The sequence below is a fragment of the Deinococcus aquaticus genome, assembly GCF_028622095.1.
Classification (GTDB): domain Bacteria; phylum Deinococcota; class Deinococci; order Deinococcales; family Deinococcaceae; genus Deinococcus; species Deinococcus aquaticus.
The window spans coordinates 2,745,951-2,771,426 of the sequence record NZ_CP115165.1; the positions used below are offsets into that span (position 1 = coordinate 2,745,951).

At 70.6% G+C, this 25,476-nt stretch carries 25 protein-coding genes and 1 tRNA gene; 8 read left to right on the forward strand and 18 right to left on the reverse strand.

Annotated features, from left to right (window positions below; genetic code table 11):
* Positions 1-37 precede the first annotated feature (37 nt).
* Together M8445_RS13305 and M8445_RS13310 are read left to right on the forward strand one after the other, a co-directional pair.
* Positions 38-1,858 carry an alpha-amylase family glycosyl hydrolase gene (locus tag M8445_RS13305; RefSeq protein WP_273988330.1) on the forward strand — a complete coding sequence of 607 codons (1,821 nt, stop codon included), beginning with the start codon at positions 38-40 and terminating at the stop codon, positions 1,856-1,858.
* 64 nt (positions 1,859-1,922) lie between these two features.
* Entirely contained in the window at positions 1,923-2,306 is a 384-nt protein-coding gene (locus M8445_RS13310; protein WP_273988331.1) for an NADH-quinone oxidoreductase subunit 15, read from the forward strand.
* 80 nt (positions 2,307-2,386) lie between these two features.
* Here the strand turns inward: M8445_RS13310 and M8445_RS13315 are convergent, their stop codons facing one another.
* The 9 genes from M8445_RS13315 to M8445_RS13355 form a co-directional block, all read right to left on the reverse strand.
* Positions 2,387-2,851 (reverse strand): divergent PAP2 family protein, encoded by a 465-nt coding sequence (locus tag M8445_RS13315; protein WP_273988332.1) that lies wholly within the window; start codon positions 2,849-2,851, stop codon positions 2,387-2,389.
* Entirely contained in the window at positions 2,835-3,764 is a 930-nt protein-coding gene (locus M8445_RS13320; protein WP_273988333.1) for a bifunctional 5,10-methylenetetrahydrofolate dehydrogenase/5,10-methenyltetrahydrofolate cyclohydrolase, read from the reverse strand. The genes M8445_RS13315 and M8445_RS13320 overlap by 17 nt, the downstream gene beginning before the upstream one ends.
* A complete protein-coding gene (gene nusB, locus M8445_RS13325) occupies positions 3,761-4,342 on the reverse strand; it encodes a transcription antitermination factor NusB (RefSeq protein ID WP_273988334.1) in 582 nt (193 codons plus the stop codon). Before nusB ends, M8445_RS13320 begins: the two co-directional genes overlap by 4 nt.
* On the reverse strand, positions 4,339-4,692 hold the full coding sequence (locus M8445_RS13330; RefSeq protein WP_273988335.1) for an Asp23/Gls24 family envelope stress response protein: 354 nt from the start codon (positions 4,690-4,692) through the stop codon (positions 4,339-4,341). Before M8445_RS13330 ends, nusB begins: the two co-directional genes overlap by 4 nt.
* 104 nt (positions 4,693-4,796) lie before the next feature.
* Complete coding sequence (ligA, locus tag M8445_RS13335) at positions 4,797-6,872, reverse strand: NAD-dependent DNA ligase LigA (protein ID WP_273988336.1); 2,076 nt, start codon at positions 6,870-6,872, stop codon at positions 4,797-4,799.
* Positions 6,873-6,927: 55 nt separating this feature from the next.
* The gene (locus M8445_RS13340) at positions 6,928-7,533 is read right to left on the reverse strand and encodes a type 1 glutamine amidotransferase family protein (RefSeq protein ID WP_273988337.1); all 606 of its coding nucleotides are present in this window, start codon (positions 7,531-7,533) and stop codon (positions 6,928-6,930) included.
* Entirely contained in the window at positions 7,530-7,736 is a 207-nt protein-coding gene (locus tag M8445_RS13345) for a hypothetical protein (RefSeq protein WP_273988338.1), read from the reverse strand. Before M8445_RS13345 ends, M8445_RS13340 begins: the two co-directional genes overlap by 4 nt.
* Complete coding sequence (locus tag M8445_RS13350) at positions 7,733-8,131, reverse strand: DUF3208 domain-containing protein (RefSeq protein ID WP_380090346.1); 399 nt, start codon at positions 8,129-8,131, stop codon at positions 7,733-7,735. Before M8445_RS13350 ends, M8445_RS13345 begins: the two co-directional genes overlap by 4 nt.
* 68 nt (positions 8,132-8,199) lie before the next feature.
* Positions 8,200-11,076: a hypothetical protein gene (locus M8445_RS13355; protein ID WP_273988340.1), complete on the reverse strand. Its 2,877-nt coding sequence runs from the start codon at positions 11,074-11,076 to the stop codon at positions 8,200-8,202.
* Between the two features lie 164 nt (positions 11,077-11,240).
* On the opposite strand from M8445_RS13355, the gene M8445_RS13360 reads away from it, so the two are divergent.
* On the forward strand, positions 11,241-11,936 hold the full coding sequence (locus M8445_RS13360; protein ID WP_273988341.1) for a tetratricopeptide repeat protein: 696 nt from the start codon (positions 11,241-11,243) through the stop codon (positions 11,934-11,936).
* An 85-nt stretch (positions 11,937-12,021) separates the two neighbouring features.
* Here M8445_RS13360 and M8445_RS13365 read toward each other — a convergent pair whose 3' ends face one another.
* From M8445_RS13365 to M8445_RS13390, 6 genes are all read right to left on the reverse strand, one after another.
* On the reverse strand, positions 12,022-12,960 hold the full coding sequence (locus M8445_RS13365) for a diacylglycerol/lipid kinase family protein (RefSeq protein ID WP_273988342.1): 939 nt from the start codon (positions 12,958-12,960) through the stop codon (positions 12,022-12,024).
* A 144-nt stretch (positions 12,961-13,104) separates the two neighbouring features.
* Positions 13,105-14,292: a non-hydrolyzing UDP-N-acetylglucosamine 2-epimerase gene (gene wecB / locus M8445_RS13370; protein WP_273988343.1), complete on the reverse strand. Its 1,188-nt coding sequence runs from the start codon at positions 14,290-14,292 to the stop codon at positions 13,105-13,107.
* Between the two features lies 1 nt (position 14,293).
* Positions 14,294-15,457: an MraY family glycosyltransferase gene (locus M8445_RS13375; protein WP_273988344.1), complete on the reverse strand. Its 1,164-nt coding sequence runs from the start codon at positions 15,455-15,457 to the stop codon at positions 14,294-14,296.
* A gap of 259 nt (positions 15,458-15,716) precedes the next feature.
* The gene (gene upp / locus M8445_RS13380) at positions 15,717-16,340 is read right to left on the reverse strand and encodes a uracil phosphoribosyltransferase (RefSeq protein ID WP_273988345.1); all 624 of its coding nucleotides are present in this window, start codon (positions 16,338-16,340) and stop codon (positions 15,717-15,719) included.
* Between the two features lie 113 nt (positions 16,341-16,453).
* Complete coding sequence (locus M8445_RS13385) at positions 16,454-17,302, reverse strand: phosphotransferase (protein WP_273988346.1); 849 nt, start codon at positions 17,300-17,302, stop codon at positions 16,454-16,456.
* Between the two features lie 40 nt (positions 17,303-17,342).
* On the reverse strand, positions 17,343-18,362 hold the full coding sequence (locus M8445_RS13390) for an HD-GYP domain-containing protein (RefSeq protein WP_273988347.1): 1,020 nt from the start codon (positions 18,360-18,362) through the stop codon (positions 17,343-17,345).
* A 35-nt stretch (positions 18,363-18,397) separates the two neighbouring features.
* Between M8445_RS13390 and M8445_RS13395 the strand changes: the two genes are divergently transcribed.
* A complete protein-coding gene (locus M8445_RS13395) occupies positions 18,398-19,135 on the forward strand; it encodes a YkgJ family cysteine cluster protein (RefSeq protein WP_273988348.1) in 738 nt (245 codons plus the stop codon).
* 170 nt (positions 19,136-19,305) lie between these two features.
* On the opposite strand, the gene M8445_RS13400 is transcribed toward M8445_RS13395, so the two are convergent.
* Positions 19,306-19,380, reverse strand: a tRNA-Val gene (locus tag M8445_RS13400).
* Positions 19,381-19,574: 194 nt separating this feature from the next.
* Between M8445_RS13400 and rimP the strand changes: the two genes are divergently transcribed.
* Genes rimP through infB form a run of 4 tightly spaced genes read left to right on the forward strand, consistent with a single transcriptional unit; the run spans position 19,575 to position 23,493 of the window.
* Positions 19,575-20,036 carry a ribosome maturation factor RimP gene (rimP, locus tag M8445_RS13405; protein WP_273988349.1) on the forward strand — a complete coding sequence of 154 codons (462 nt, stop codon included), beginning with the start codon at positions 19,575-19,577 and terminating at the stop codon, positions 20,034-20,036.
* A gap of 58 nt (positions 20,037-20,094) precedes the next feature.
* Entirely contained in the window at positions 20,095-21,279 is a 1,185-nt protein-coding gene (gene nusA, locus M8445_RS13410; protein WP_273988350.1) for a transcription termination factor NusA, read from the forward strand.
* 3 nt (positions 21,280-21,282) lie between these two features.
* Positions 21,283-21,681 carry a YlxR family protein gene (locus M8445_RS13415; RefSeq protein WP_273988351.1) on the forward strand — a complete coding sequence of 133 codons (399 nt, stop codon included), beginning with the start codon at positions 21,283-21,285 and terminating at the stop codon, positions 21,679-21,681.
* A 30-nt stretch (positions 21,682-21,711) separates the two neighbouring features.
* Positions 21,712-23,493 carry a translation initiation factor IF-2 gene (infB, locus tag M8445_RS13420; protein ID WP_273988352.1) on the forward strand — a complete coding sequence of 594 codons (1,782 nt, stop codon included), beginning with the start codon at positions 21,712-21,714 and terminating at the stop codon, positions 23,491-23,493.
* A 57-nt stretch (positions 23,494-23,550) separates the two neighbouring features.
* Here the strand turns inward: infB and M8445_RS13425 are convergent, their stop codons facing one another.
* Positions 23,551-24,756 (reverse strand): hypothetical protein, encoded by a 1,206-nt coding sequence (locus M8445_RS13425; protein ID WP_273988354.1) that lies wholly within the window; start codon positions 24,754-24,756, stop codon positions 23,551-23,553.
* Between the two features lie 98 nt (positions 24,757-24,854).
* Entirely contained in the window at positions 24,855-25,469 is a 615-nt protein-coding gene (locus tag M8445_RS13430; protein WP_273988355.1) for a hypothetical protein, read from the reverse strand.
* Positions 25,470-25,476: the final 7 nt, after the last annotated feature.

Genomic DNA, 25,476 nt, shown 5'->3' on the forward strand with positions numbered 1-25,476 from the left:
GCACGAACGCCGCATCTGACTTCTGGAGGCTGTACCCATGACCGTGTTTCCCTTGCTGTCCACCCAACATGACCACACGCCCGCCTACACCGAGACGCTCGGCGCGCCGCTGGGCAGTTCCGTGCGCGTGCGCGTCCGCACGACCCTGAGTGTCACGGACGTTCACCTGAAGTTCGTGCGGGTCGGTGAGATCGAGTCCGTCCCGGCGCGCGAGGTCACGCCGCTGGGTGACGGCGCGGGCCGCTGGTTCGAGGCGGACCTGCCGGTTCACGAGGGCCGCGTGCTGTACGCGTGGCAACTGAACTTCACGAACGATCACCTGCACCTGACGGCCCTGGGACTGCACCGCACGCGCCGGGGCTTCCGCTCGTGGTTCACGTACCTGACGGGCCACACGGCACCCGAGTGGGCCTGGGAGAGCGTGTTCTACCAGATCTTCCCGGACCGCTTCCGGAACGGTGACCCCAGCAACGACGTGCAGACTGGCGAGTACGTGTACGGCGACCGTGTGGTCGAGCAGGTCGAGTGGGCCACCCCCATCGACAGCTGGGGGGACATTCACGGGCATTACGGCGGGGACCTGAACGGGATCACGCAGGCGCTGCCGTACCTGACGGACCTGGGCATCACGGGGCTGTGGCTCACGCCGATCTTCGTGTCGCCCAGCAACCACCGCTACGACATCACCGACTACCGGCACGTGGACCCGCACCTGGGCGGCGACGAGGCCTGGGAGGAACTGGTGCAGGCCGCCGACCGGGCCGGCGTGAAGATCATGCTGGACGGCGTGTTCAACCACGTCGGCAACGAGAACGCCCTGTTCCGCGCGGCGCTGGACGCCGAGAGTGCCCCCGAGCGCGGGATGTTCACGTGGCGGGACGAGCCGGGCAAACTGCCGTACCACGCGTTCTTCGACGTGCCGACCCTGCCGAAGATCGATTACCGGAACGAGGCGGCCGTGCAGGAATTCTTCAGCGGCGAGGAGAGCGTCGTGCGCCACTGGCTGCGGCGCGGCGCGGCCGGCTGGCGGCTGGACGTGGCGCACATGATCGGTTCGGGCGGCACGGACGAGGACAACCTGCCGCTGCACCGCACCCTCAAGCGGGCGGCGCGTGAGGAACGCCCGGACGCGTACGTGTTCGGCGAGCGCTTCTACGACCCGGAGCACGCGCTGGACGGGCAGGGCGAGGACGGCAGCATGAACTACCACGGGTTCGGCCTGCCGGTCATGCAGTGGCTGGCGCGGGCGAACATGACCTTCGAACCCAGCGGCCTGGGCGGCGAGGAACTCGTGGAGATCCTGTGGGACGCGTATCACGCGCTGCCGCCACAGGTGGCCCTGAGCATGTTCAACGTGCTGGAATCGCACGACATTCCGCGCGCCCTGTACCGCCTGGGCAACGACCGCACGCGGTTCCTGGCGGGCGTGACGCTGCTGATGGGGTACGCGGGCGTGCCCTGCACGTACTACGGCAGCGAGGTCGGCGTGACGCAGTCCCGGGACGGCGCGATGCCCTGGTGCCGCGAGTCGATGCCCTGGGACGAATCGCAGTGGGACACGGACCTGCGCGCAGGCATGAAGGCTCTGATCGCCGTGCGCCGGGGGTCGCGGGCGCTGCAACGCGGCGGCCTGCGCTTCCTGCACGCCGAGGAGGACGCCGTGGCCTTCCTGCGCGAGTACACCCACGCGGACGGGCGCACAGAGCGGGCCGCCGTGATCGCCAGCCGCCGCCCAGGCCCGCACGAACTGACGCTGTCCCTGCCCGGCGGCGAGTGGCGGGACGCCGTGACCGGGCAGACCTTCCTGGGTGGGCACGTCACGCTGGACGCCAGCGGGGGCCGCATCCTGCTCGGCTGACAGCGGGTGGACTGACGGTGCGTGTGCTGACGGGCAATGGCGGCGTGGGGTATGCTCGTGTCACATGTCACATGCAGATGATTCGGCGCTGTACACGCAGTGGGTCACGCTTCTGGGCTGGCTGGAGAGCAGCGCGGCGGCGCGCGGCCTGTCATTCGAGAAGGTCGCGGACTTCCCGGACTACATCTACCGCATGGAACGCCCCTACGACCTGCCCACCACCGTCATGAGCGTCAGCGTGGGCGTGGGCGGGCAGCCGCTGCTGATCGCGGCCGTCAGCCCCCGCCACGTGGACCTGAAAGGCGTGTCGCTGCGCCTGATGGGCGGCAGCAAGCACTGGCACCTGCACGCCGGGAGCGGTGGCACGCTGCTGGAAGGCAAGCGTCCCTTCACGCGCGAGCGACTGGACGCCCTGCTGGACAGCACCCTGCGCAGCAACGCCGTGTAACCGTCATGGCCAGTACGGCATAGAAAGAAAAAGGGACGGGCCTCCCGCGGGGCCCGTCGCTCCCCTGTTCCCCGTGGAGCTCAGGCGCTCTGGCCTCCGAAGGCGATGAATCCGGCGGCGATGCCGATCAGGGTACCGACCAGCACTTCAAGGTACGTGTGGCCCATCAGGACGCGCAGGGGCAGCGGCGCGAAGCCCTCGCGGACCACAGCGCGCAGCTCCCCGACCAGTTCGTTCAGGAGCCGGGCCTGCTGGCCGCTGCTGTGGCGCACGCCGGTCGCGTCGTACATGACGATCAGGGCGAACACGGCGCTCGCCGCGAACAGCGGGCTGCCCAGGCCCTCGGTGATGCCCACGCCGGTGGTCAGGGCGGCCACCATGGCGCTGTGACTGCTGGGCATGCCGCCGGTCTCCATGAACGCGCCGGGGTGCCAGCGGCGTTCCAGCAGCAGGATCAGCAGGACTTTCATGACCTGCGCGCCGGTGCTGCTGAGCACCGCGACCCACAGCCAGCGGTTGCCGATCAGGTCAGCGAAGGAGTTCACCACTCGCTCCGTTCGACTGGTCTGCCTGCATCTGTGCTGCTTGGTCATGGGCTGTTTGGTTCTGGGCGGCCTGGACGGTGTTCATCATCAGTTGCGCGACCGTCATGGGGCCAACCCCGCCCGGCACGGGCGTCAGCGCCCCGGCCACGGCAGCCACGTCCGGGTGCACGTCGCCGGTCAGGCGGGCCTTGCCAGTGTCAGTGGGCACGCGGTTGATACCCACGTCGATGACGGTCGCGCCGGGGCGCACCATGTCCGGCGTGATCAGGTGCGCCTGCCCGGCCGCGACGATCAGCAGGTCGGCGCGGCGGGTCACGGCCCCCAGGTCCGGCGTGGCGCGGTGGGCGACGGTCACGGTCGCGTCGGCGTTCAGCAGCAGGCCCGCCAGGGGCCGCCCGACCAGGGCGCTGCGGCCCACGATCACGGCGTGCTGCCCGGCCACCGGCAGCTGGTAGTGGTCCAGCAGGGCCATCACCCCGGCGGGCGTGCAGGGGCGCAGGCCCGGCTGCCCCTGCCACAGCAGTCCGGCGCTGACCGGGTGCAGGCCGTCCACGTCCTTGCGCGGGTCGATGCAGGCCAGGGCCGCGTCGGCGTTCAGGTGGGCGGGCAGCGGGAGTTGCAGCAGCACGCCGTGCACGCCATGGTCGGCGTTCAGGGTGCCGATCAGGGCGTGCAGGTCGGCCTGGGTGGTGTCGGCCGGCAGGGCGTGCACGTGGCTGTGCAACCCAAGCTCGGCGGCTTTCTTCGCCTTGCCGCGCACGTAACTTTCACTGGCGGGGTCGTCTCCGACGCGGATGAACGCGACGGACGGCGTGACGGGCAGCGTGGCGGCCAGCCGGGTTGCGGCGTCCAGCAGCGCGGCGGCCGCTGGTGGGCCGCCCAGGTTCCGGGCTGCGGCCCGGTCCGTGGTCACTCGGGTTCGCCGGGCGTGCGGGGCGCGGCGGGGTGGGGCGCATCGGGTTCGGAGGCGTCGGGTCCGGGGGTCTGTTCGAACACCTCACGCTGCGGGGCGGGCGCGGCCGGGGTTTCCGGGCGGGGCAGGGCGCGGCTCAGGCCAGCCAGCACGCCGTTCACGAAGCGGCCGGAGTCGTCACCGCCGAACTTCCGGGCGATGCGTACGGCGCTCTCGATGATGGGCGGGTGGGGTTCGGTCGTGCCGGTCATCTCGAAGGTCGCCAGTCGCAGGATGTTCAGGTCGGTCTGCGCCATCTGGTCGAAACTCCAGCCGCGGATGGTGCGGCGCAGGGTCGCGTCGATGTCCGGGCGGGCGGCGCTGATGCCGCTCACGAGTTGCTGCGCGAACACCAGCGCTTCCTCGCTGAGGACCGGGAAGGTGTCGTCACCGGCGCGCATGGCGTTCTCGGCGCGGTTGAAGACGCTCTGCATGGGCAGGTCGCCCCGGTCCGCCTCGAACAGCACCCGGAACGCGAATTCGCGGGCGGCGCGGCGGGTGCCGACGGGCGCGGCGGCCTTCTCGCGGCGGCGGGTCATGCGGCGCTGCCTTTGGGCAGGCAGACGTTCTGCACGGTGACGTTCACGGCGCGGACCTTCAGGCCGGTCATCAGTTCGATGTTCTCACGCACGGCCTGCTGGGCTTTCTCGCTGAGCGCCAGCAGGTTCCGGCCGAATTCGACGTTCAGGCCGACTTCGACGGTCACGTCGTTGCCTTCGCGGGTGACGCGCAGCGCGCGGGCCTTACGGCCGGGATTCTGGTTGCGCAGCACCTCGCCGACTTTCAGGCTGGCGGCGGCGATCTCGGCGCCCTCGATGCCGTCCAGGGTGGTGGCGGCGATGTCGGTCAGGACACTCTTGCTGATTTCGATTTCGGTGTTGGTCGTCATGCTGGTGTTGCCTCCACGCGCGGTCCGCCGCTGATGCCCGGGCCGCGCCAATACCTGCCAGTTTATACGCAACGGCGGCCCTTCCGGCCGTTCCCGGCGCACGCTCAGGAAGTGGGGGTGTCCGGCGTGTCCGTGTCCGGCGCGTCCGTCACGCCACGGTCACGCAGCAGGTCGGCCAGTTCGGCTTCGGTCAGGACGCTCACGCCGAGTTCCTGCGCGCGGGTCAGTTTGCTGCCCGCCTCTTCCCCGGCGATCAGGAAACTGGTCTTGCCGGTGACGCTACCGGTCACGCGGCCCCCGGCGGCCTCCAGCTGCGCCTTGATGGCGTCGCGCGGGCGGGTCAGGGTGCCGGTGATCACGAAGTTCAGGCCGCTCAGCTGCTCGCCGCGCCGGGTGACCTCCTCGGCCGGGGTGACGCCGTGGGCGCGCAGCCGCTCGATCACGCCGCGCATGCTGGGGTCGGCCAGGGCCGCCGTGACGCTCTGGGCGATCACGCCGCCCAGTCCCGGCACGTTCTCAATGGCCTCAGGCGTGGCGGCCAGCAGGGCGTCCAGCGTGCCGAAGGCGCGGGCCAGTGCCTGCGCGTTGCGTTCGCCCACGTGGTTCATGCCCAGCGCGTTCACGAGTCGCCACAGCGGTTTCGTGCGGCTGGTGTCGAGCTGCGCGAGGATGTTCTGCGCTTTCTTGTCGCCGCCGCGCTCCAGGCCGGCCAGCTGCTCGGCGTTCAGGGTGTACAGGTCCGAGACGTCCCGCACCAGTCCGGTGTCGATGAGTTGCGCGACGAGTTTCTCGCCGATGCCGCGCACGTCCATCGCGCCGCGCGACACGAAGTACCGGATGCGTTCGAAGGCCTGCGAGGGGCAGGCGGGGTTCGGGCAGTAGGTGTTCGCATCACCGTCGGCGCGGCTGACCTCGTGCCCGCACTCGGGGCAGTGGGTGGGGAACTCAAAGGGCTGGGCGCCCTCGGGGCGTTTGTCGTGCAGGACGCGCATGATCTGCGGGATCACGCCGCCGGACTTGCGGACCACGACCGTATCCCCGATGTGCAGGTCGAGGTCGCGGATGAAGTCCTCGTTGTGCAGCGTGGCGCGGCTGACGGTGCTGCCCTCGATCAGGCGCGGCGCGAGGTGCGCCAGCGGCGCGAGTTTCCCGGTGCGGCCCACGTTCACGGTGATGGCCTCCAGGGTCGTCTCGACCTCCTCGACCGGGAACTTGTACGCGATCGCCCAGCGGGGCGCGCGGCTGGTGAAGCCCGTTTCCTCCTGCAGGCGCAGCGGGTCCAGTTTCAGGACCGTGCCGTCCGCGTCGAACTCGAAGGTCTGGCGCTGGGCGGTCATGCGGGCGTGGTAGTCGGCGGCGGCGCTCACGCCGCGCAGCGTCTCGCTGTACGCACTGACCGGGAAGCCCTGCGCAGCCAGCCACGCCAGCACCTCGCCCTGGGTGGTGGCGGGCACGCCGTCGCGCCGGCCCAGCGAGTAGAAGATCGCGCGGAGGTTACGGGTGCGGGTCACTTCCGGGTCCTTCTGCCGTAGCGCGCCCGCCGCGCCGTTGCGGGGGTTTTTCAGCAGGGGTGTGCCGAGTTCCTCGGCCTGCTCGTTGAAGGCCGCGAAGTCCGCGCGGCTCATGTACACTTCGCCGCGCACCTCCAGCTCGCCGCTCAGGCCGGGCAGGCTGGTGGGAATGCCGGGCACGGTGGCGACCTGCGCGGTCACGATCTCGCCGGTCACGCCGTTGCCGCGCGTGGCGGCCCACTGGAGTTCGCCGTTCAGGTAGTACAGGTTGACACTCAGGCCGTCGATTTTCAGTTCGCCCGTGAAGGTGAAGTCGTCGTGGTCGGCCGGGAGGTTCAGGGCGCGGGCCAGTTTCTCGCGCCAATCATCCAGTTCCTCGTCGCTGAAGGCGTTGTCGAGGCTGGTCATGGGCGTGGGGTGGTTCACCGGCACGAAGGCCCCGGCGGGCGCGCCGCCCACGGCCTGCGCGGGGCTCAGCTCGCTGCCGTCCGCTTCGGCGGCGCGGGCGGCCCAGTCGGGGTTCTCGGTTTCCAGGGCGCGCAGGTCGCGGGCCAGCGCGTCGTACTCGCTGTCCGGGATCTCCGGGGCGTCCTGCTCGTGGTACGCGCGGTTGTGGCGGGCGACCTCGGCCCGCAGCGCAAGGTAACGGTCAAACGCAGCCTGATCCATGCCGTCAGCGTATCACCCGCTCCCGGTTCGCCTCACACACGAACGCCGGCCGGGGTCAGAGTGGCCGGTAACCGATCTGATCGGCAGCCTGCGCGGCCGCCTCCTCGCCCCACACCCGCGCCGCCACATGCAGCGCCGCCTGCAGGGCCGGCAGACCCGCCGGGGTGGTCATCAGCGGCCCGTCGGTCACCACCTGCCCGGCCTGCACGCCCGCCACGCCAAACCCCCACAGGGTATCGCTCAGGTCGGCCGGGCCGCCCACCACGCGCCCGGTCAGGGTGCCTGCCTCGCCACACAGCAGCGCCCCGCTGCCCGAAGCGCCGGTCGGCAGGGCCGCGTGCCCTGCCAGGAAGGCGCGCAGCAGAGGATCACGACTGACGCGGGCTGCGCCGGGACCGCCGGGCAGCAGCAGGCCCGCCGGTTCCGGCAGCGCCGCGTACAGCACGTGCGGCGTGCTGACCAGCCCCCCCGCCGTGACGATACTGGCCCGCGAGCGGTTCACGGTCAGGGACGCGCCCTCGCCGCCGCACAGGCGGCACACGGTCATCATGACGCCCAGTTCCAGTTCGCTGACCCCGGCGTACACGGGAATCGCCACGACCGGCCCCGGCTCGCTCAGCGCGTTCCCAGTGTTCTCGGGTCCGGCGGCGTCCGGGGTCATTCGCTTTGCAGGGGCTGCAGGTGCAGCGAGCGGCGCGACAGGGGCGGATGCACCTCGCCCGCGATCAGCAGCTCGTCGGCCGCCTCCTCGCTCAGGCGTTCCACGCGCAGCAGGTACGCCCGCGCCGACGCGGCTGAATCAAAGCGGCGGGGGTGAGGGTCACCCTCCACCCGCAGGTCGAACCAGTCCAGGGGGGGCGTCATAGGTCGCGCAGGTCCTCCCAGAGTTGCCAGCCAAAGCCCTCGGGCGTGCCGTCCAGCAGCGGCCCCAGCAGTTGACTGGCCGCGGTGGCGTCGTCGTGCAGGGCGTCGTTACTGGGCCGCTCGCCGTACACGCGCAGCACCGTGAACTGGTAGAACGCCTGCGAGGCAGTCGGTTCGCCGTTCTCGAAGAACGCGAACGGTGGGGTCACACCGTCCCACAGGACGTGCGCGGCCTCCTGATCGTCGGCGGTGCCCGGGGTCAGGTCCAGCTCGTGCGGCAGGTAATGTTCAAGTTCGATGTCGGCGCCCTGCGGATGCCACACGTAACCCTGCAACAGGCGGACAGCAGCGCGGCCCCCGGCCTGCGGTTCACTGGTACTCACGCCGCACAGCATACCCACTTCTGACCTCGCCCGCTGCACGTCCGGGCCGGGCCATCTCCCGCAGTCCCCGGCAGCGGCGTTCAGGCCGGGTCGGCGTGATGCAGGCGCAGTGCGTCCGAGACGCGCGTCAACCCCGCCTGGAACGGCACGCCCAGGTCGCGCAGCACGGCCGCCGGATCCGGATGCAGGGCCTCCAGCGCCTGGGCCGCCTCACGCCACACGCCGCCCCGGAAGGCCGCGAGGGCCGGGGCGCGCAGTTCCTCGGCCAGCCAGTGCAGGGTGGACGCGCCCTCCAGGATGCTGGCGCGGGCCTCCAGGGCCAGCAGTTGCGCGTGCAGGCCGGGGTCCGGGGTGTGCGTGCCGCCCAGCCCAGAGTGCACGCGGCGCAGCAGGGCGTGCGCGCGGTTCAGGTCCGCCAGGGCCGCGCCCCCCTGGGTATCGGGTCCGCGCAGCTGCACCTCGGCACACATGGCCCGCGCCTGCGCTTCCTCGTAGGCGTGCGCGGCCATGTCCAGCGCCCGCCCGGTGAGCCTCAGGGCGGCGGCGCCGTCCGGTTCGGCCAGGGCGCGGCTGAGCAGCATGTCGAAGTGCAGGATGGATTCCCGGTCACCTCGGGGCGCAGTGCCGGGCAGCGGGAGCGCCGGGTTCAGCAGGTCGTCCAGGATCGCGCGGGCCTGCGCGAGGTCCGGGTGGTCCCGCGACGGGCCGCGCAGGGGTTGCAGGTACGGGCGGCCCAGCCCGCGCGACAGGTACGCCAGGGCCACGCGGTAGCGGGTGCGGCGCTCGCGGTACCGGGCCTCGGCGGGGCGGGCGTCGCTGCGGCGCAGCAGGTCCAGCGCCCGCACCGCCTGCGCCAGGGCGTCGTCGTGGCGGCCCAGGGCCAGCAGGATCGGCACGCCCTCCGAGAGCAGGCGGGCGCGGGGCACGCCGTCCACGTGGCGGCGTTCATCGGCCGGGACGAGGTCCAGCGCACCCTTCAGTTGCGTCCAGGCGTCGTCGGCGCGGCCCAGGCGGCGCAGCGCGGTGGCGGTGCGGGCCAGGATGCGCGAGACCTCCTCGGCGCTGCCACCGGCGGCCTCCATGCGGCGCGCGGCGTCCAGCAGGGCGTCCAGCGCGGCGGCCGGCTGCCCCAGGCGCAGGTGCAGGTCGCCCTGCTGGTAGCGGGCGCGGGCCGACAGCAGCGGGCTGGAGTCCGGCACGGCCCGCAGGGCGGCCAGCGCCTCGGGCCAGCGTCCGGCGTCCTTGGCGATCAGGCCGCGCCACAGCAGCGCGCGGGGGCCTCCGTGGGCGGCGCGGGGGTCGCTGGCGGCGCGGGTCGCGGTTTCCAGGTCGCCCTGCCAGCGGGCCAGCGCGGCCTGCACCAGCAGCGCGTCGGCCTGCGCGGCGACCGTCCAGGGGTCCAGGCCTGCCATCTGCGCGGTCATGCCGGTCACGTCCGGGTGGTCCAGCTGGGTGCGGGCGGCGTCCATGTTCCCGCTTTCGAGACTGCTCTCGGCAAGTTTCACGCGGGCCCAGGCGCGCACGGGATCGCGGGAGGATTCCATCAGGGTGAACAGGGCGTCACGGGCGCGGGGTTCGTTGTACTCGCCGCGCCCGGCGTGGTGCGTGACGACCGCGCGGGCCAGCGTTTCCCGGTCCGGACCGGTCGGAGCGGCCCGCAGCGCCGGCCACAGCGGCGGCAGGTGCCGGATGTCGTCCGGGTGGGCGCTGACGTGCGCGGCCAGCGCCGTCCAGTCGTTCAGGGCGGCCAGCGCCGCCAGCCGGTGCAGGCCGGTCGCGGCAGGCGCGGCAGCCAGCGCCCGCAGGAACGGGGCCTGGGCGGCGCGGGCCACGGCGGGCCACGCGGCACTCAGGACCGGGGCCGGCTGCCAGCCCAGTTCGGCCGAGCCGCGCAGCAGCGCCCGCGCGTGCGGCGGTAGCGCGGTGGGCGGCCCGCCCAGCAGGGTGCCCAGCAGCGCGTCGGGCCAGGGAGTCAGGGCAGGCCAGCCGGCGGCGTGCAGGGCGGCGGTCGCCTCGGTCACGCGGCGGGAGTCCGGGTCGCCCAGCAGGTCGGCGGGACTCACGTCGTCCCCGCTGAGGCTGGCCAGCAGCGTCAGGCGGTCCAGGTGACGGCCCGTCTCGCGGACCAGCCGCTCGGCCTCGGCGCGCGGGACGCCCAGGCGGGTCATCAGGTACTCGCGTGCCTCGGCGGTCGTGGGGGGCCGCAGTTCGATCACCTCGCACGGCGCGTCTGCCGGGGCGTCCCCCTCGACGGCCAGCAGGACAGATACGCCCGCCGGCACGCGCTCCAGCAGGGTCTTCACGGCCCAGGTGGCGGGGTCCACCGGCTGGCCACCGGGCAGGCGGGGCGGACTGCCGTGCAGGGTCAGGTCGTGCGTGACGCGCACCAGCAGCGTCCCGCTGACCGGCAGGACCTGCCGCGCAGCGTCCAGTTGCGCCTGCGCCAGCGCCGCGAACGACGACCCGGCCGGCGCGGGGGCCTGAAGCGTGCCGGCCGCCTCGCCCGACAGGAACAGTTGCCGCACCGGCACGCCCTGCGCGGCCAGCGTGCGCGCCACGTGCGACAGCAGCACGGTCTTTCCCGCCCCGGCCCGGCCGCACACGATCAGTTTCGGGGCGCGGCCCGCGCGGACGCCCGCCAGAAACTGCCGGTACGCGCGTTTCTTGCTGCGGCCCAGCAGGTCCAGTTCGTCCGGCACGGGGGGCGGCGCGGCCGGGTCCGGCGAGTCCGGCAGGGGGCGCCCGGTCTCGCGGGCCAGTTCGGTCAGGATGGCCCGTAGCGCCGCGCGGTCGGCGGGCGTGCCGATATCGCGGTAGATGATGTTGCGCACGCTGCTGGGGCTGGCGCCACTGCCGCGCATCTGGGTTTCGAGCCAGCGCAGACTGCCGCGCGCCTGTCCCCCCCCGCCGGGGGGAAGGTGGGCGCGCAGGTCAGCGAGTACCGCCTTCCAGTCCATGTCGACACGGAGCCTAGCGCATCCGCGCCGCCCGATGAACCCGGTTCATGAAAAGACAGGCTTGCCGTTCCTGACGGTCTCGTCAGCATCCGGGCAGGGCGGATGTGTATACTCCGCGTCAGCGTTCAACTCAAATCACAGCACCACCTCACCGGAGGAAGTTCATGCGTTCAATCATCGTCACTGCCGCCCTTGCCCTTGCCGTCACCGCGTCCGCCCAGTCCGTGCAGGCCGCCACCAGCCTGTTCGACCAGGGCAAGTGGCAGGAAGCGGCCGCTGCCGCCGTCGCCCTGAACAGCAGCGACGGCTTCGCGCTGGCCGCCGAGGCCACCACCGCCGGCTCCGCGCTGGTTCCCGACAACCAGAAAAAGGCGCTGTTCGAGAAAGCCCAGGGCTACGCCAAGCAGGCCATCGCCAAGGACAAGAACAACGCCGAGGCGTACTTCGAGATGGCGCGCGCCCAGGGCCGCCTCGCGCAGTTCAGCGGCATCCTCCAGAGCCTCGGTCTGGCCGGCGACATGAAGAAGAACCTCGACATGGCCATCAAGCTCGATCCGAAACTGACCGGCGCGTACGTCGCGCTGGGCCTGTGGAACGCCAACCTCGTCGCCAAGGGCTTCATCGCCGTGCGGGCCAGCGGCGCCGACAAGGCGCAGATCGTCCCGAACTTCGAGAAGGCCATCAGCCTCGAGCCCGACGTGGCCGTCCACCGCATCGAGTACGCCAACGCCCTGATCCTCCAGGGCCGCAAGGCCGACGCCGCCGCACAACTCCAGAAGGCCGTCAGCATCCCCGCGAACACCTTCTGGGAGAAACGCGACCTGGAAGCCGCAAAGGCGACCCTCGCCAAACTGAAGTAACGCCCGGAGCAGGTTGAAAGTTGATGGGTGATGGAACACCGTTCTGGTTCCATCACCCATCAACCATTCACCATCACCCCTTCCCTCAGGCGTTCAGGAGGTGCACGGCACCGGGCAGGGTTTCGACGTGCAGTTCGGTCACGCGGCCGTACAGGTCGCCGTCGAGGTGCACGCGCACCGGGGCGTCCCAGCGGACCGTGACCTGCCGGGCGGCGCGGGTGTGAACGCGCGGGTGGTGCAGGTGGCGGCCCCGCAGGACGCGGAGCATCAGGTCCGTGAGTTGCCGGCGGTTCATGTCGCCGCCCGCGACGACGTTCACCTGCCCGTCGCGCAGGTCACTGTCCGGGCTGATCAGAAACCCGCCGCCGTAGCGGGTGCCGTTCATGACGGCCACGATGCCGCTGGGCCCGGCGTACATGGGCTGCCCGTCGGCGGTGATGGTCACGTGCGTGAGCTTCAGTTCGCGGATGGTGGCGACCGCCGACCACGCGTAGCGGGCGAACCCGCGCAGCCGGGCGGGCGCGCGGGTCATGTTCGCCGTGACGTCCGAATCGAAGCCCATGCCCAGGCCGTTCAGCAGCAGGTGGCTGCGGCCCGCCCCGTCGCCGTGGCGGATGGTGACGCGCAGGGCGTCCACGGCGCGCGGCTGGTAGTTCAGGCGGTCCAGGGCCTCGGCGAACGCCCCGGGGCGCAGGCCCAGCAGGCCCGCGAAATCGTTCCCGGTTCCCAGCGGCACGACCGCCAGGGGCCGCCCCGTTCCCACCAGTGCGGGCAGCAGTGCACCGACCGTGCCGTCCCCGCCGACCGCCATGACGGCCGTGCCGGGCGGGAGCGACCGCAGCCGCTCCAGCGCCGCCTCGCCGCTGGGTTCGCGGATCAGTTCATGGCTCAGGTGCCGGGCCTGCAGTTCGCGTTCCAGTCGCGGCCAGGAGTGCAGCGCGAGGCCGCCCCCGGCGTTCGGGTTGAGCACCACCGCGAGGTGCGGGGGGGCGTGCGCGGCGGGTGGGTTGCCTTCAGGGGTCACAGGCGATCAGCATAAGGCATCGGGCACAACGCCCCTCTGCTGATGGGAAGAGGGCCGGGGCGGGTGGTTGGACCGCCCGGCACACACAGGAACGGAGGCACCGGGGAAACGAGATTCCCCGGTGCCTCCGTTCAGAGAGCGGCTCTATTCCCAGTCGGCCGGGCGGTCCTGAAGTCCGAAGTGCCACGCGATGGCGCGGGCGATCCGTCCGGCGGCCTGCCCGTCGCCGTAGGGGTTGCGGGACTCGCGCATGCGTTGCAGTTCGGCCTCGCTGCCCAGCAGGTCCTTCAGGACCGTTTCGAGCTGCGTGGGGTCGTTCCCGGCGAGTTTCAGCACGCCGGCCTCGACGCCTTCCGGGCGTTCCGTGACGTTCCGCAGCACCGCGACCGGCACGCCCAGCGCCGCGCCTTCCTCCTGCAGGCCGCCGCTGTCGGTGGCGAGCAGGCGCGAGGCGGCCATCAGGGGGGCCATGTCGCTGTAGTCGAGCGGTTCGGTCAGTTCGAAGTTCGGCACGCCTTCCAGCGCGGGCCGCACGGCCTCCTGCACGGCGGGCGACAGGTGCACCGGGTAGATGAAGTGGTGGTCGGGGTGCGCCTGCGCCACGCGGGCCAGGGCCAGGGCCATCTCGCGCATCATGGGCTGGTTCTCGCGGCGGTGCATGGTGACGGTCACCAGGGGCTGAGCGGCGTCCACGCGCGCCTGCCACTCTGGGCGCAGCGGAACGCGCCCGGCGACCTCGCGGACGGCGTCCACGGCGGTCTGGCCGGTCACGAAAATGCCGTGGTCACTCTTGCCCTCGCGGCGCAGGTTGTCGCGGCTGCCGTTCGTGGGCGCGAAGTCCAGGGTGGACAGCACGCCGGTCAGGCGGCGGTTGGCTTCCTCGGGGAAGGGTTCGCGCAGGTTGCCGCTGCGCAGCCCGGCCTCGACGTGCCCGACCGGAATGCCCTCGTAGAAGGCGCTGAGGGCCACGCAGAAGCTGGTGCTGGTGTCGCCGTGCACGAGGACCATGTCGGCGCCCATCTCGCGCAGGGTCCGCCCGGCCTGCGGAACGATGCGGGCCGTGAGGTCCGCCAGGGTCTGCCGGTCGGTCATGACGTTCAGGTCGCGGTCCGGGGTGAGCGAGAACACGCTCAGGGCGGCGTCCAGCATCTGCCGCTGCTGCCCGGTCGACAGGATCAGGGGGCGCAGGCCCGGCGTGTTCTCAAGGGCGCGGTACACGGGGGCCATCTTGGTCGCCTCGGGGCGGGTGCCGAAGGCCAGCACGACCGTGAATTCACGGCTGGCGTCTGCCGTCTGGGCGGCTGCTGTCTGGGGATTGGTGGAGTGGGTCATGTCAGTTTCCCTCGCTGGAATCGGCGCGGCTGGCCTGCGCGGCGGTGGCCTGCTCGCGGTGGTCGGCGCGCACGCGGCGGTACGCCACGAACAGCAGGCAGACCAGCACGACCAGAATCGTTCCGCCGATCACAGTGGGCGGCAGTCCCTGCAGGCTCATGCCCAGGGCGCCGCAGGCCAGCGCGACCAGCCACAGGATCACGGCGGTGCGGCGCGCACTGTCCGTGCGGGCCAGGACGCGGTGGTGAATGTGGGTCTTGTCGGGGTGGCCCAGCGGGTTGCGGATGCCGCGCGCCAGCCGGCCGATCACGACCTGGGTGGTGTCCAGCAGCGGCAGGGCCAGCACGATCAGCGGCACGAGCAGACTGGCCCCGGCACTGAATTTCAGGGTGCCCAGCAGGCTCACGGCGGCCAGCGTGTACCCGAACAGGGTGCTGCCCGCGTCGCCCATGATGATCCGGCTGGGGTTGAAGTTGTGCCGCAGGTACCCCAGGGCCGCGCCGGACAGGCCGGCGAGCAGGATCACGGCGGCCGCGCGGTCCGGGAACTGCGCGGCGGTGGCCAGCAGCACGAAGCTCGCCACGAACGCCACGCCGCCCACCACGCCGTCCACGCCGTCGAGCAGATTCACGGCGTTCGTGAGGGCCAGCACCCACACGATGGTCATCAGGGTTCCCAGGACCGTGCTGAGCGGTTCGGGCACGACCGGCAGGAACGGAATGGCGTTGAAGTCGATGCGCAGGTCGTTGACCAGCAGCAGCACGGCCGCCAGGGTCTGCACCAGCAGGCGCGACAGCGGCGTCAGGCCGTACTGATCGTCAATGAAGCCCACCAGTACCAGCATGGACGCGCCCAGCAGAATGGCCAGCACCTGAATGTTCACGATGTCCACCGCGATGGGCCGCAGCGCCCACGCGACGATGATGCTCACCAGGAACCCGCCGTAGATGGCCAGCCCCCCGGCGTTGGGCAGCGGTTCCTTGTTCAGGCGGCGTTCATTGGGCTGATCGGCCCAGCCGACCCGGATGGCGAACTCCCGCAGGCGCGGAATGAACGCCCACGTGAACATCCACGCAGTGAAGAACGTGACCAGCACGCTGAGAAAGCCTCGCCCGGATGGACTGGCAATACCGAATTGAGAAGCAAGTGCCTGCAAAGAATCCATAAAGGCCCCGATTGTAGATGACGGCCGGGCGGCGGCCCGGTCACGGTTCCGGTCAGGCGCAGACGAACACCGGTGGAAGCTCCGTTGAAAGGCGAACGCAGCGCGCCGGGTCTGCACGGACCGGAGACAGAGGGCGAAGAGGCCGGGGAAGCCGGCGGGACCGGGCGGACAGGCTCAGCCTGACCGGGGCGAACCGGGCGTTCAACCTCCTTTGGGATGACCGGTCTGGCCTGACCCGGCCGGCCTGACGGTCTGGGGCTTACTTGGTGCCGTAGATGCGGTCGCCCGCGTCACCCAGGCCCGGCACGATGTACCCGTGGTCGTTCAGGTGCGTGTCCACGGCGGCCACGACGATCTCCACGTCCGGGTGCTCGCGTTCGATCACGGCGATCCCCTCGGGCGCGGCCAGGATGCACATCAGTTTGATGCTGGTCGCGCCGGCCTCCTTCAGGCGTTCGATGGCGGCCACGGCGCTGCCGCCCGTGGCGAGCATGGGGTCGGTCAGGAACACGCGGCGCTCGGCGATATCCGTGGGCAGCTTGTTGTAGTACGCGACCGGCTGGAGGGTCTGCGGGTCCCGGTACAGGCCGATGTGCCCGACCTTGGCGGCCGGGACGAGCTGCACGATCGCGTCGGTCATGATCAGCCCGGCGCGCAGAATGGCGACCAGCGCCAGTTTCTTGCCGCTCAGCATGGGGAACTCGGCCTGCGTAATGGGCGTCTGCACGGTCTCCTGCACGGTTTCCAGGTCGCGCATGGCCTCGTAGGCCAGCAGCAGGCTGACCTCGCCGGCCAGTTCCCGGAACTCCTTCACGCCAGTATGGACGTCACGCATGACCGAGAGCTTGTGCTGAACCAGTGGGTGGGTAACGACAGTAACCATGCCGCCCACGATACCGGCTCCGGGCGCCCTTCAGGCCGGATACCGGTCAGGCGGGACCGCGCCGGTCAGTCCAGCACCGGTTCAGGGCAGGGCGGGTTCAGGGCAGGGCGGGTTCAGGGCAGCGCAGGCAGGCGGGCCAGGGCGTGGTGGGCGCGCGGGACCTTCTCGGCGCGCTGGCCCTCGAACTCGTACGGTTCGTTCATCAGCAGCCAGTACAGGTCGTGCAGGGCCGTCATGGCCAGGTACGCGCGGTAACGGGTCAGGGTGGCGGGCGCGTGGTCCGGCAGGAATTCCAGGGCCAGGCGCAGGCTCTGGTCGGGGGGCAGCAGGTCCAGCGTGCCGGTCTTCAGCAGGGCCAGGTCACGCAGCGGGTCGTCCCAGGCGCTCTTGGTCCAGTCGATCACCAGCAGGCGTTCGGGGGCGGGCGGGTCGGTGATCAGGATGTTGTCCTGCCACAGGTCCAGGTGGCAGAACGACGCCGGCTGGTCCAGCAGGCCGCGTTCCAGCGGAATCTCGACCGCGTCGAACAGATCTTCGAGCGGGTAGGCGGCCAGGGCGCTGCGGAAGCGTTGCAGGCGCTCGCGCACGCGGCGCAGGTCCACGCGGCCGCGCTGCTCGCGGTGCAGTTCGCTCAGCACGCCGCGCAGGGCGGGCACGGCGCGCGTCACGTCTGCGGGGCGCAGCGGGTGGCCAGGAAAGCGTTTCATGACCAGTGCCTCGACCCCGTCGGCTTCCAGTGCGTCGATCACCCAGTCGCCCAGACCGGCGCGGCGCAGGTTGTCGGCCTCGGTGCAGTGGTCACCCTGGTGGTTGCGGTACACCTTCACGATCACGTCGTCCGGCGTGACGTACACGCGGCTCTGCATGCCGGCGTCCATGGGGCTCAGGATCCCGAAGCGGGCCTCGAGAACCGGGAAGCGCGGGGCGGGTTCCTCGCCGGGGTGGGCGCGCCTGGGGGTCAAAGGGCGCTCCGGGCGCCGGGGGCTTGCGCGCGCGGCGTGATCACCGGGACAGTTTCTCCAGCAGGCCCACCAGTCGGGCGTCCAGGGCCTTGCCGGCGTGTGGTTTCAGGCGTTCCACGTCGCCCATCCGCACGAACGCGTTCGCAACGGCCAGGATGCGGGCGTACAGCGGAATGTCCTCGCCGGCCAGCTTGTCGGGTTCGCCCTGACCGTCCCAGCGTTCATGGTGGTGGCGAATGGCTTTCTGCGTCTCTGCGAGGTGCGGCACGCCATGCAGGAAGTTCGCGCCGACCAGGGCGTGCCCGGCCTCGCCGTGAATCTTGCCCAGGTCGTGCAGGGTCGCGGCGTACCACAGTTCTTCCAGTTCCCGGTCGGCCAGTCCGATCAGGCGGCCCAGTTTCAGGCTGGTGTCCGCCACGGACTGTGCGTGCCCCAGCGAGTCGAACTCGCGGCTCTCGACCGCCTCGACGAGCGCGCCCGTCAGTTGCCGGGCCGCCGTCTTCCACTCCTCGCGGCCTTCCAGAATGCCCAGCAGGGGCGCCACGGCCGCCGCCCACTTGGTCACGGCCTCCTGCGCGCCCGGCGTGACACCCTCGGCGCCCGTGCGGTCCAGGACCAGCGCGCCCAGGTTGCGGCCCCGGTCACTCAGGGGCACGACCAGCGACACGGTCACGTCCCGCATGCCGCAGCTGTCCAGCAACGCGGCCGCCTCGGGGCCGTTCTGCTCGTACAGTTCGCGGGTGCCGTCGGCCAGCACGCGCGGCCGCATCCCGGACCACGGGCCACTCAGGGCGGCGCCCATCAGGTCCTTCGGGTACCCGAACACGGCGGCCACGCGGTCCTGCCCGCGCCGAACCACCGCGAACCCCTGGGCGTTCCCGCCCAGCAGGGTCGCCGCGTACGAGAGTGCGCCCTCCAGAATTCCTTCCAGGGAGGGGCGTGAGAGCAGATCGGCCAGCACGCGGGTCGGATCGAGCGGCTCACCAGACACCGAGATCCCGGTCTTGCGCGGGTCAGGACTGCCTGGGGCCGGTGGCGGGGTGCGGGGGCGTCGGAACACGTTACGCGTAGTATACCCGCGCTACGCTGCGCGCCATGACGCACGCCTCACCCACCCCCCATTCCAACGTGACCGACCCGGTCCGGCACGGGTACGCCCGGTACGCGCAGCAGGCCACGCGCTGGCTCGGCCGGTACACGCAGCAGGGCGGACAGGTGTTCTGCGGCGCCGGTTGCTTCGCGTGCTGCAACATGCCCATCCGCGTCAGTCTGGCCGAGGCGCTGATCATGACGGCCGCCCTGAACCCCGATCAGGCCCGCGCGGTCGAGGCGCACGCGCGCGCCGCCGTCGCCAACGCCCGCACTGCCCGCAGCGACGAGCAGTACGTGCAGCGCCACCGCGACGAGGTCGGGTACTGCCCGATCCTGAACCGCGAGACCGGCGGGTGCAGCCAGTACGAGGCGCGCCCCACCCGCTGCCGCGACACCTTCAGCGCCTTTCCCGCCACGTACTGCGAGAGCGGCACCCTGGAACGCATGACCCGCCGCGAGCAGGCCGAGTACCGCCGTGAGGTCGCTCGCACGCCCGGCACCGACGGCGAACTGCACTTCATTGCGCCCCTGGAGCACCTGTCCGAACCCATCTGGGTGGCTGCCGCCCGCGCCATGCGCCAGGAGTGGGGCATTGAAGTCTGGGGTGACTTCTGGCTGCTGACCACCCTGGGCGCCGACCCGAAATTCATGGCGGCCGTCACGCAGGGCAACTCCCGCGCCGCGTGGCAGATCGCCTCCGGGCGGGGACTGGCGCACCGCATGCTGCTGGAAATGGAGTGAGCGCGGGGCCCTGAGCGGGCGGGTGGAACAGCGTGCGCGTGGGGCGAAGGCCGCTATCAGGCAGCCGGCCACACACAACAGCGCATGGCCTACTCCCCACTTCCCGAGCGCGCTCCCTGACCACAGACAAAAGCAGCGTCCCCGGACATTCCATCCGGGGACGCTGTGTGTGGTGGGCGGTGAGGGATTTGAACCCCCGACCAATCGCGTGTAAGGCGAGCGCTCTACCGCTGAGCTAACCGCCCGCTGCGGCCTGACATCTTAAGGGGCGGCGGGCGGCGTTGCAAGGGGGGCGGGCGCACAGCATTGTGAGGGAGCGCGCGCCCCTGCCGGGTCTTCGGGTATACTGGGGGGGTAATTCCTCGAACGAGGGGTGGGTGGCAACCCACCTTTTTTCGTGGAGGGGGTGGTTTTCAGGCTGTTTCCCAGCCGACACAATATGAATAACAACGGAAGTAACAATCAACTGATGCAGATCGCGCAGACCGCACTGACCCCGCTGGGGTTCGAGGTGCTGGAAGTGCAGGTGCAGAACCTGGGCGGCCAGCCGATCGTGCTGGTCCGCATCGACCGTCTGGACGAGCAGCCCGTGACCGTCGAGGACCTGACGAAGGCCAGCCGCGCATCGGAAGCCGAGTTCGACCGGGTGGACCCGATCGCCGGTGAGTACCGCCTGGAGTTCGAGTCGCCCGGCAGCAAGCGGCCGCTGACGCGCGCCCGGCACTTCGAGCGGATGCTGGGCCTCAAGGCCCGCGTGCGCGGTGAGGGGCAGGCGTTCACCGCCCCGATTGCCGCAGTGGACGGCGAGATGATCTCGTTCGATGTGGCCGGTGAGCGCGTGACCCTGAGCGCCGGGTCGTTCCAGGCGAACCTCGCGGAGTTCCCGGACCGCCACCGTTAAATCGGGCGGGGCCTGCCACGCGCGGGCCGCCCGGATTCTAGTAAAGGAAAAGAGTGAGATGACCCAGCCAGAATTCAACTTTGCCGACGCCCTGCGTGAAGTGGCGCAGGCCCGTAACATCAACGAGATGCAGCTGATCGAGGCGTTCGAGCAGTCGCTCGCGCAGGCGTACACCCGCAACGTGGAGCCCGACAAGCGCATCGAAGTTCACCTGGATCCGCAGAGCGGCGAGCTGGAAGTGCTCGTGGTGCGCGAGGTCGTGGAGAAGGTCGAGGACGAGCACCTTCAGATCTCGCTGGCCGACGCGCTGGAACTCGATCCTGGCGTGGAAGTCGGCATGGAGATGGAGTTCCCCGTCGACCGTGAGAAGTTCAGCCGTATCGCTCTGCAGGCCGCCAAGCAGACCCTGACGCAGAAGATGCGTGAGACCGAGCGCAACGTGGTGTTCAACGAGTACAAGGACCGCGAGGGTCAGGTGCTGACCGCGCAGGTGGTCCGCAGCGACAACAAGGGCAACTGGTTCGTGGAACTGGGCGCGGGTGAGGCGATCCTGCCGCCCCGCGAGCAGATTCCGGGTGAGAAACTCACGCCGGGCAACCGCGTGAAGATCTACCTGAAAGAGGTCCGCAAGACCCCCAAGGGTCCGACCATCCTGGCAAGCCGCGCCGACGAGCGTCTGCTGGACTACCTGCTCAAGCAGGAGATTCCCGAGGTCGCCAACGGCATCGTGGAGGTCAAGGCCATCAGCCGCGAGGCCGGTCAGCGCAGCAAGGTCGCGGTGTTCTCGCATAACAGCAACGTGGATCCCATCGGTGCGTGCATCGGGCACCGCGGGAACCGCATTCAGGCCGTCACGGGCGAACTGGGCCGCGAGCGTGTGGACGTGATCCTCTGGGACGCGAACACCCGCGACTTCATCCGCAATGCCCTGAGCCCCGCCAAGGTGGGTCTGATCGAGGTGCTGCCCGACCGCCGCGAGGCGACCGTGACCGTCACGCCCGACCAGCTGTCCCTGGCCATCGGTAAGGGCGGGCAGAACGTGCGCCTGGCAGCCAAGCTGACCGGGTTCAAGATCGACCTGCGTGAAACGGCCGCGATCAGCGACCTGGACGCCGCGATGCAGCAGGCGCTGGCCGACGAGCAGGAAGGCCGCGACAGCGGCAACGCCCAGTCCGCGTTCGACGCGCTGTTCAAGGACAGCAAGTCGGTCGCGACCGCCAGCCCGGACGACGTTCAGGAGTAAGTGTTGACGGCCTCCCCCGCCCCCACCCACGCCCCGGACCGGCACGCCCCGGACCGGCACACGCCGGAACGGACCTGCGTGGCGTGCCGCCGCAAGCGGCCCCAGTCGGCGCTGACGCGCCTGACGCGGGTGGACGGCGCGTGGAGCCTCAGCGCGGGGCACCGGGCCGGGCGCGGCGCGTACGTGTGCAGCGACACGCCGGACTGCTGGCAGGACCGGAGGTTGCGCCGCGCATTCGGCGCGCAGGCCCCGCAGGTGGCCGCCGCCCTGACGGGCGCACTGGCCCCCTCCAGCGGGGAAACCCAGCCGGTCACGGCCGGGACCGTACGTTCCGGACGGGAGAAGGCCAGCCGCGCCACCTCAACCGCTTCAACCGAATCAACCCCGCACGCTGCCCCTTAAGGGCCGTGACGGGTCTCACCGGAGGTGAGCATGTCGAAAGTTCGAATTTATACCCTCGCCAAGGATCTTGGCGTCGAGAATGCCAAGATGCTGGAACTGCTCGACGGTCTGGGCGTCTCGTACAAGAGCGTCAGCAGCACCATCGAGGAAGAAACCGTGGATCTGATCAAGGAAATGCTGGCCGAGGAAGCCGCCCAGGCTGGCGGAGCGCCCGCACAGGCCACCGCCGCCCCTGAGAGCGACACCCCCACGGACGCCGGAAGCGCCGCGCCCGCCCCGCAGGCAGACGCGCCCACCTCCAGCGAGGAAGTGCCGCACCGCGCGCCAGTCGTGACGATCATGGGTCACGTCGACCACGGTAAGACCAGCCTGCTGGACTACATCCGCAAGACCAAGGTCGCCGCCAAGGAAGCCGGGGGCATCACCCAGCACGTCGGGGCGTTCGAAGCGCAGACCAGCAAGGGCAAGATCGTGTTCATCGACACGCCCGGCCACGAGGCCTTCACGACCATCCGCGCGCGCGGTGCGAACGTCGCCGACATCGCGATCATCGTGATTGCCGCCGACGACAGCCTGATGCCCCAGACCCGCGAGGCCATCGCGCACGCGCAGGCTGCCAAGGTCCCCATGCTGATCGCCATCAACAAGGTCGACCTGCCCCAGGCCGACCCGGACCGCGTGAAAACCGACCTGACCCAGCTGAACCTCGTGCCCGAAGAGTACGGCGGCGACCTCGTGGTCGTGCCCGTCTCCGCCAAGACCGGCGAGGGCGTCGAGGACCTGCTGGAGTACATCAGCCTGACCGCCGAACTCGAAGACCTGCGCGCCGACCCCAAGGGGACCTTCGGCGGCGTGATCATCGAAGGCAAGGTCGACAAGCAGGCGGGCGTGCTGGCCACCGTCATGGTGCAGGAAGGCACGCTGCACGTCAGCGACTTCCTGGTCGTCGGTGAGAACTACGGCAAGATCAAGGCCATGACCGACAGCAACGGCGCGCGCATCAAGGAAGCCGGACCCAGCACGCCCGTACAGGTCCTGGGCTTCAGCGAGGTGCCCAGCAGCGGCGAGAAAGTTCAGAGCGCCAAGAACGAGCACGCCGCCCGCGAGATCGTTGCCGCGCGCGCCAGTGACCGCCGTGACGCCGAGAACGCCCGCGTGCAGCGCCGCCTGACCCTGGAAGAAATGATGGGGCCGCTCGGCAGCGTGCGCACCGTGAACCTGATCCTGCGCGCCGACACGCAGGGCAGCGTCGAGGCGATCCAGGGCATCCTGGCCCGCAAGGAAAGCGACGACGTCAAGATCAACGTGATGCTCGCCGGCATCGGCGCGCCCACCGAGGGTGACGTGCTGCTGGCCAGCACCGCCGAGGCGACCATCCTGTGCTTCAGCGTGACCGCCTCGGGTGGCGTGAAGAAGGTCGCGGACGGCAAGGACGTGGACATCAAGTCCTTCCGGATCATCTACGAACTCATCGACGAGGTCGACCGCCTGATCAAGGGCAACGTCGAACCCGTGTTCGAGGAGAAGTACCTGGGCCGCGCCGAGGTCCGCATGCTGATCAAGCACCCCAAGAGCGGCACCATCGCCGGTTCGTACGTCACGGACGGCAGCCTGAAACGCAACGCGAAAGCCAAGGTCACGCGCGGCAAGCAGGTCGTGTACGAGGGCACCATCGTGGGCCTCAAGCGCTTCAAGGACGACGTCCGCGAAGTGCAGACCGGCTATGAGTGCGGAATCAACGTGGACTGGAACGACGTGATGGAAGGCGACATCATCGAAGCCAGCGAAATGGTGGAAGTCGAGCAGAACTAAACTTCACCGTAAGGGCCGGAACCTCCGCGTGGGGTTCCGGCTTTTTCGTGGCGGCGGTCACTTGTTGGCGGCGGGCGTGACGAACAGTCGCCAGTGGTCGTCACGCAGGCGGGTGTCGCGGGCGGGCGCGGGTTCCAGGGTGAGGGTGAAAAGAACGCCGTTCTCCTGGCCGGTCAGGGTGAGCTGTGAGTCCCGCCGCGTCCAGCGCAGGCGCTGCGGGGAGCCGTGGACCGGGGTCAGGGTGAGGGTCTGACCGCTGCCCTCATAGCGTCCGGCTCCTGTGGCGGGGTCATTCGGGCAGTTCATCCACTCGATGCGGTACAGCGGCGCAAGGCTGGTGCGGTAGGCATCCAGGGCCAGGGTGCGCCAGCGGCAGTCGTTCGCGATATCGGGGGCAGGTCGGGTGTCGGCGGTGACGCGGTACACGCCCGCGAGGTCGTGGGGAACGGGCCGGGGGGACCATTTCTGCACGTAGTCCAGGGTGGTCAGGAGGGGCGCACAGGTGACGTACCCCGCGACTGCCAGCCGCGCGAGTGCCCGCAGCGGGCGGGGGCCGGGCAGTCCCGTCGGGGCAGGCAGGGGCCGGGTGGGTTCGTTCCGCAGGGCGCGCCAGAGGTTCGGCAGGTGAGGCCACAGGATCGCCACGGCGAGCAGCAGCAGGTTGGCGGCCCCGAGCTTCACGAACACGTTGAAGCTCAGGTTCAGCAGCAGCACGAAGCTCAGGACCGGAACGGCCAGCAGCGCCCCGGCGAGCGCCGTGCGGCGGTGCAGCAGCAGGAACGCGGGCAGCACTTCCAGCGCGCCGCCCACGAACTGGAACAGCGGCGAGGCCCCGACGGTGCGCCACAGCAGGCTCATGTGGTTCATCTGCCCGAAGCGGGTCAGGAGGTCGCTGTGGTCCGGCTGGGGCATCTGGAGCAGGAACACCTTCTGCCATCCGTAGCTGAACAGGATATATGCCAGGTACAGCCGCACCGCGCGCATGACCCAGGGGGCGGCGCGGGCCGTCCAGCCCCGGTCACCCTCGGCGCGGCCCCAGGCGAACGCGACGATCAGGGCCAGTCCCGCGTTCAGGCCGAACAGGATGAACGCGCTGGGCGGCTCGTCCGTCAGGGGCGGCCCGGTCTCGCCCGCCAGCCGCCGCGCCAGGGGCGTCAGGGTCACGCCATACCAGTTCAGGAAGATCAGCAGCAACCAGCACGCCAGCCAGCGAACACCCAGTCCGGACGGGACGCGGGCGGTCTTGAGGGTAAAGGCAGTCACCCTGCCGATTGTGCCTGCCAGCTGACGGCGTGGGCGCCTCACATGACCAACCCCCCGCCACGGGGACGGGGGGCTTCTGGGGGGTCAGGGTGTGGGGTTCAGGTGCCGCTGGTGGTGTCGCTGGCGGCGGCGCCGCCCTGGTCGGTGCTGCCCTGATCCGCGCTGCCGGCCGGAGCGCCGGGCTGCTGACCGCGCGGGCCACGCTGACCGTCGCCGTCGCGGGGGCCGCTCGCGTCACGGGGTCCATGGTCGCCGCGGCCGCCGGGGCCACGTCCGCCGAACGCGAAGGGGTTCTCAGCGAGGTGCGTTTTCATCTCGGCGGCCCGGTCGGCGGGGATGTCCCCGGCCTTCACGGCGGCGTCGATGGTGGTCGTTCCGGCCTTCAGAGCGGCTGCCTTGAGCTTGTCGGGGGTGGTGTTCAGCTGCGCGGCGAGGTTCTTGAGGAAGGTGTCGGTGTAGTTGGTGCCGCTGCGGGCGGCGCGGTCCTGCTGGCCCTGTGTCTGGCCGTTCTGCGTCTGGCCGGGCTGGGTCTGGCCGGGCTGGGTCTGGCCGGGCTGGGCGGGTTTCACGCGCTGCGGGGCCTGGGCGGTGATGTCGGTGCCAGTGGTGTCGGCGGCGGTGCTGGCGCTGCCCTGCTGGGCGAACACGAGGCCCACGGTCAGGGGCAGGGCGGCCAGGGCGATCAGGGGCAGGCGGTTCAGTTGGTTCTTCATGGGGTCA

Bases quoted from the DNA above. Each gene is read 5' to 3' on its own strand.
- wecB (WP_273988343.1), bottom strand. From the start codon at position 14,292: ATGACCCACTCCACCAATCCCCAGACAGCAGCCGCCCAGACGGCAGAC.
- M8445_RS13360 (WP_273988341.1), top strand. From the start codon at position 11,241: ATGCGTTCAATCATCGTCACTGCCGCCCTTGCCCTTGCCGTCACCGCG.
- rimP (WP_273988349.1), top strand. From the start codon at position 19,575: ATGAATAACAACGGAAGTAACAATCAACTGATGCAGATCGCGCAGACC.
- M8445_RS13310 (WP_273988331.1), top strand. From the start codon at position 1,923: ATGTCACATGCAGATGATTCGGCGCTGTACACGCAGTGGGTCACGCTT.
- upp (WP_273988345.1), bottom strand. From the start codon at position 16,340: ATGGTTACTGTCGTTACCCACCCACTGGTTCAGCACAAGCTCTCGGTC.
- M8445_RS13375 (WP_273988344.1), bottom strand. From the start codon at position 15,457: ATGGATTCTTTGCAGGCACTTGCTTCTCAATTCGGTATTGCCAGTCCA.
- M8445_RS13355 (WP_273988340.1), bottom strand. From the start codon at position 11,076: ATGGACTGGAAGGCGGTACTCGCTGACCTGCGCGCCCACCTTCCCCCC.
- ligA (WP_273988336.1), bottom strand. From the start codon at position 6,872: ATGGATCAGGCTGCGTTTGACCGTTACCTTGCGCTGCGGGCCGAGGTC.
- nusA (WP_273988350.1), top strand. From the start codon at position 20,095: ATGACCCAGCCAGAATTCAACTTTGCCGACGCCCTGCGTGAAGTGGCG.
- M8445_RS13350 (WP_380090346.1), bottom strand. From the start codon at position 8,131: ATGCTGTGCGGCGTGAGTACCAGTGAACCGCAGGCCGGGGGCCGCGCT.
- M8445_RS13430 (WP_273988355.1), bottom strand. From the start codon at position 25,469: ATGAAGAACCAACTGAACCGCCTGCCCCTGATCGCCCTGGCCGCCCTG.
- nusB (WP_273988334.1), bottom strand. From the start codon at position 4,342: ATGACCCGCCGCCGCGAGAAGGCCGCCGCGCCCGTCGGCACCCGCCGC.
- M8445_RS13345 (WP_273988338.1), bottom strand. From the start codon at position 7,736: ATGACGCCCCCCCTGGACTGGTTCGACCTGCGGGTGGAGGGTGACCCT.
- M8445_RS13395 (WP_273988348.1), top strand. From the start codon at position 18,398: ATGACGCACGCCTCACCCACCCCCCATTCCAACGTGACCGACCCGGTC.
- infB (WP_273988352.1), top strand. From the start codon at position 21,712: ATGTCGAAAGTTCGAATTTATACCCTCGCCAAGGATCTTGGCGTCGAG.
- M8445_RS13340 (WP_273988337.1), bottom strand. From the start codon at position 7,533: ATGACCCCGGACGCCGCCGGACCCGAGAACACTGGGAACGCGCTGAGC.
- M8445_RS13305 (WP_273988330.1), top strand. From the start codon at position 38: ATGACCGTGTTTCCCTTGCTGTCCACCCAACATGACCACACGCCCGCC.
- M8445_RS13330 (WP_273988335.1), bottom strand. From the start codon at position 4,692: ATGACGACCAACACCGAAATCGAAATCAGCAAGAGTGTCCTGACCGAC.